The organism is Flavobacteriales bacterium, assembly GCA_020435415.1.
Lineage (GTDB): Bacteria > Bacteroidota > Bacteroidia > JACJYZ01 > JACJYZ01 > JACJYZ01.
On record JAGQZQ010000149.1, the window covers coordinates 1 to 4,437 of the forward strand.

Genomic DNA, 4,437 nt, shown 5'->3' on the forward strand with positions numbered 1-4,437 from the left:
CGCTCCATTCCAATGTTGGAAGCCATACGGATAAACAAAACACCTCCTGGCTTCAGGAATGAAACCAGTTGACCGAACATGTCCTCAAAATGGTCGTGACTACGGGCAAAGTGGAGCACGGCACTGCAAATGACAACGTCAAACTTAACCGGCGCCGAAAATGATTCGATCGTCGATTGGATAAAATGATCCTTGGCGTGCGGAAAGGTTTTCTGCAGATATTTGATGTCATCTTCACTGATATCAATCCCCCAAACCTCTGCACCCCGGTTCAGCAGCCAGGTAATGTTGCTCCCCATTCCACACCCAGCATCGAGGATCCGCTGCCCGGGATGAATGTTCTTTTTCATCAACTGATCCAATAGGTAGATGTCGGTTCCCGCTATTGCCTGCATTGTATCCATGCACTAAAGATGCATTCTTTTCAGATATAGACAATGGGGATTCATTAGACATTAGACATTAGACATTAGACGTTAGATGTTAGACTAGAGAAAGCAGACATTGGCGGATTGTTATTTCAAATTGGCCATTCGAATTGTCTTTAGTCTAACATCTAACATCCCACACTTCTAACTACTAAATACTTTCTACTAACTACTAATCATTATCTTTGCATTCCCAAATTTCAATGAAAATGTCAGAAGAGATCGAGAAAGTAAAGTGCCTGATCATCGGCAGTGGCCCGGCAGGATATACGGCAGCAATTTATGCTGCCCGTGCAGACTTAAAACCCGTACTTTATCAGGGATTACAACCAGGTGGACAGCTTACCATCACGACAGAAGTAGAAAACTACCCTGGTTATCCCGAAGGAACGCAAGGCCCGGAAATGATGGAGGATTTTCGAAAACAAGCCGAACGCTTTGACGCGGATATCAGGTTTGGTCTTGTTACAAAAGTAGATTTCAGCGGTCCTCCGCACGTTGTGACCCTTGATGATGGAAAACAGATCCAGGCTGACACGGTGATCATTTCCACCGGCGCTTCTGCCAAATGGCTCGGACTACCGTCAGAACAAAGACTCAATGGCTTTGGTGTTTCCGCTTGTGCCGTGTGTGATGGATTTTTCTACAAAGGCCAGGATGTGGCCATTGTGGGTGGTGGAGATACTGCAGCGGAGGAAGCATCCTATCTTGCCAAGCTCTGCACCAAAGTGTATATGCTGGTGCGAAAAGATGAACTTCGCGCATCCAAGGCTATGCAAAAACGGGTGTTGGAAAATCCCAAGATTGAAGTCATGTTCAACCATGAAACGATCGATATCGTGGGTGACCAATCCGTAGAAGGTGTGAAAGTGAAGGACAACAAAACCGGTGAAGAAAAGACGCTCACGGTGACAGGCTTCTTTGTCGCCATCGGACACAAACCCAATACCGATATTTTCAAAGACTGGTTGGATCTGGATGATGTGGGCTATATCAAGGTAAAACCCGGCACATCCAAAACCAACATCGAAGGGGTGTTCGCTTCTGGTGATGCCGCAGATAAGGTTTACCGGCAAGCGGTCACGGCAGCGGGTACCGGTTGCATGGCGGCCCTGGATGCTGAACGATACCTCACGGAGAAAGGACTCGATTAAAAAGTTCTGAATAAGTACCGGCTATGAAACTGAGCTACACCCTTGAAGAAGAAGATTTCATAGCACAGTATCTCTATGCCACATCCAGGTCAGTCACCGTTCAACGGAAATGGGCCAGGGCCAGGATCATTTTTGCAGTGACGTATTTTCTTGTCGGAATCGTACTCTACAACAAAGACCATAACCTCTACTCCGCCCTGGTGTTCGTTGCGCTGGGCGTGATCTGGTACCTGTTATATCCAGGTTATGTAAGGAAACGATACCATAAGAATGTGGTGGATCATGTTAGAAAAACATTTCAGAGTAAGACAGGACAGCCATGTGAACTGGTGATTGACAAGGATGGTATATACACCAAGGATCACACCGGTGAGGGCCGTATCAACCTTTCGGAATTTGAGAATCTTGTTGAAACATCATCACACTTTTTCATCACGGGACCATCGGGTATTTCGGTAGTCATTCCCATTCATACCGTGGCTGATGCTGCCATGCTGAAATCAAAAACAAAAGACCTGAGACTGACTTATGTGGATGAGAAGGATTGGAAATGGTGATCGGGCATAAAAAAACGGGCACCACATTCAAAGTGCCCGCTTGTTTCACTCAACGTGCTTTTAAACTGTAGCCTGCCTGTAGCGACCTATAAAATAGATCGGTAAAAATCCGAAATTAAGCATAGCAATTCCCAACACGAGCATGACGCTTGCACCCGGCCAATGCATGATTTTGAATAGCAACCCAGTGGTGGTTAACATCAGTGCGATGTAGCCCAGAACATACATGGTCTTTTTCATTGTAGCCTCCCTTTTTAAAATTAATAATAACATGGTTTCCTGTTGAATCCGATGCAGCGGACCATCCCCGAAATCATCCAGCACTTTATGATATACCTCTTGGAAATCATCATCTGAATGATGCTCCATAGCGCAGCATACATGGTCCACAAGACTGTCTGCCAGCTCCGTCATCGTAATACCCCTGCTTTGAATATCCATTCGGATAAAGGCAATTTGTTCTTCTGTCAGTTCCATCATGTTGTGGCTTTAGAAGGTTTAAGCAATAAACTCATGGTTGCAAGGAAATCCGTAAACTCGTTTACCTTATCTGTAACGACAGCATGCCCGGTTTTCGTCAGTGTATAATACTTACGCACACGCTTCCCGATGAACTCCTTTTCCGTGCGTAAAATACCATCGGCTTCGAGTTTGTGCAACATAGGATAGAGTGCACCTTCCGTGAGCTCTATCTTGCCCTTCGTGAGTTCCTTCACCGTTTGGGTGATCTCATATCCATACATCCTCTTCTTCTCCGCAAGAAGTTTTAGAATAATGGGCTGAAGGGTTCCTTTGATCAGATCTTTCGAATACATAATACAATTATACATAAGATATTTATGTATTCAAAATTTTCTTGAAGCAAAATCTAAACATTAACCCAGATTATGCATTAGGAAGCGCCTTTCGCGCTGAACTATATGTATTAGCTGGGGTTATCCCGCATTAGAAAATCAAGAATTTATTCCGAAGCAAATAATCGGTATCTTAAGATTTTCTTATGCGTCATGCAATAGTTCTTTTTCTATTGCATGATTTGGGATTAACTTAGGTGATATGAAATTGCACCTGCTTCTGCTAAGCATTCTGATTGTTATTTGTTCCGGTAACGCATACGGTCAGGAAGGAGATCCGACAAGTGATTCTCTCAACACAAAGATGCAGGGTTTCTGGCGTCACGATAAAGACAGCACCTGTTTTGTGCGCATTGACCAGACCCAATGGATGTTTGTTAATTACGGAACTCCCGTAGGACATACCTTCGATATGCATTTTACCGAAACGATGCCCCGGTTTGCAGATACCAATTCGCCGGGCCATTTCATGTTCCTCACCCAGGTGACCGACACCCTGTTTTACGAATTACTCGGACCCACCGACACCACCCTTTCCCTGATGCATTTTCCTTCAGGACGCATACACTTGTATCATAAGGATAAGGATCACTACCCACTATATCTGACTGAGATCAAAACTGCATTCCTGGATTCTACGATCAATCCATACTTCATGGAGACTTTTAAGCAGCAACAGTTGGTTCATCACCGGAATGACAACCAAATGCTTGAGATTACCGACAGCCTGTTTTCAATGGATCCCGATAAACAATTGTTCTACTTTCTCGTATTCACCCGATCACTGAACGGAGCTGATGGCTTTTATGCTGAAGGTGCCGGTCTTGCCGCACATGAATTTGTCACAACCCGTACAATAGACTTCGCCTCTTATTTCGCCATGGCACCCGGATTAAGGGAAGAAGATCTTGCATTGTGGGCAGATCAGGTTCTGGGCGAGCTCACCACCTCTCATGAAGGCCACGAACGTGAGGCCCTGAATCAATTGAATGTAAAACTTCGTGGGAACATAAATGCGACCGGACCGGAAATTCATGCCATTGTAGATTCCTTTATTAACATCATGAATAAACTATCCGCGGATTACGGTTTTTAACCGGATCACGAGCCTTTATCATGGTGTCTCATATACACCTCTGACCTCACTGGCGGGACATTCAGTGCAGCTGTTCACACCTAACACTTTGTTAGCATCATACTGTACATCTCCGCTTTGGGCGGTAAATCGGATCCTTTCCGGGCATTCCTGTGCCCCATCAGCCGCAGCGCCGGCTGGCCAGCTATCTCCACATGCAATACAAATCTGGTCACCATTCCGATAGAATGCCTCGAAACCCTCGTTCGGATAGGCAGCGGTGATCGTATACCTGCAATAGGTTGAAGTTTCTGAAATGTTACCCACCGTTAGTTGTCCGATGTCCCTCCTGGCAAGACCCGGCCAGTA

7 protein-coding genes are annotated in these 4,437 nt (G+C 45.3%); 3 read left to right on the top strand and 4 right to left on the bottom strand.

Features of this window, described 5'->3' with window-relative positions; translation table 11 throughout:
- Positions 1-404: class I SAM-dependent methyltransferase (locus KDD36_14780; protein ID MCB0397914.1), on the bottom strand; the 404-nt coding region annotated here is incomplete at its 3' end.
- 233 nt (positions 405-637) lie between these two features.
- Here KDD36_14780 and trxB point away from each other — a divergent pair.
- Together trxB and KDD36_14790 are read left to right on the top strand one after the other, a co-directional pair.
- Positions 638-1,582 (top strand): thioredoxin-disulfide reductase, encoded by a 945-nt coding sequence (gene trxB, locus KDD36_14785; protein MCB0397915.1) that lies wholly within the window; start codon positions 638-640, stop codon positions 1,580-1,582.
- Between the two features lie 23 nt (positions 1,583-1,605).
- A complete protein-coding gene (locus tag KDD36_14790; GenBank protein MCB0397916.1) occupies positions 1,606-2,139 on the top strand; it encodes a hypothetical protein in 534 nt (177 codons plus the stop codon).
- 60 nt (positions 2,140-2,199) lie between these two features.
- Here KDD36_14790 and KDD36_14795 read toward each other — a convergent pair whose 3' ends face one another.
- Together KDD36_14795 and KDD36_14800 are read right to left on the bottom strand one after the other, a co-directional pair.
- Positions 2,200-2,619, bottom strand: coding sequence for a hypothetical protein (locus tag KDD36_14795; GenBank protein MCB0397917.1), 420 nt, complete (start codon positions 2,617-2,619; stop codon positions 2,200-2,202).
- Entirely contained in the window at positions 2,616-2,954 is a 339-nt protein-coding gene (locus tag KDD36_14800) for a PadR family transcriptional regulator (GenBank protein MCB0397918.1), read from the bottom strand. The genes KDD36_14795 and KDD36_14800 overlap by 4 nt, the downstream gene beginning before the upstream one ends.
- A 241-nt stretch (positions 2,955-3,195) precedes the next feature.
- Between KDD36_14800 and KDD36_14805 the strand changes: the two genes are divergently transcribed.
- Positions 3,196-4,089, top strand: coding sequence for a hypothetical protein (locus KDD36_14805; protein ID MCB0397919.1), 894 nt, complete (start codon positions 3,196-3,198; stop codon positions 4,087-4,089).
- 18 nt (positions 4,090-4,107) lie between these two features.
- Here KDD36_14805 and KDD36_14810 read toward each other — a convergent pair.
- The coding region (locus tag KDD36_14810; GenBank protein ID MCB0397920.1) for a hypothetical protein at positions 4,108-4,437 on the bottom strand (330 nt) is incomplete at its 5' end.